The organism is Clostridium sp. MCC344 (genome assembly GCF_018785365.1).
Lineage (GTDB): Bacteria > Bacillota > Clostridia > Lachnospirales > Lachnospiraceae > Pilosibacter.
In genome coordinates, this window is sequence record NZ_WQPQ01000110.1 from 1511 (window position 1) to 1900 (window position 390).

Here is a 390-nt window from a genome sequence, read left to right on the forward strand (position 1 = left end):
CTCCCGCAGTTCGTCCTGCACCTGTTCCCGGAAATAGACATGGTACTTTGCCGAGAGATAGGACGCCAGCTCATAGGGGTTATGGCCGATCTCGTCCACGGAATAGCGGTACTCGTCATAGCCGGGATGGGTGCTTTCGATGTTCGCTACCGTCTGCGCCAGCTCGTTTTCCAGTGCCGTGTAGTCCTCGTCCACCCCCAGCAGGTCCGTATCCTCCGAGGCGTAGGAGGACACAAGAAAACAGAGCAGCAACAACAGGAGCAGGACCAGCACCGCCACGGGATGACGGGTCACAAACTGCGCCGCTCGGCGGGTCGCAGTTCCCGAAGCGGCAGCGGTTTTCTTTGCGGCCTTTGCGCCCTGTTTTGCAGCCGCCTTTGCTTCTTTGGA

The 390-nt window shown here is 59.5% G+C and carries 1 protein-coding gene; it reads right to left on the reverse strand.

Annotation, left to right across the window (positions count from 1 at the left end; genetic code table 11):
* Positions 1-390 (reverse strand): CD1108 family mobile element protein (locus tag GPK90_RS19290; RefSeq protein ID WP_486463682.1); only part of this gene is annotated, 390 nt, incomplete at both ends.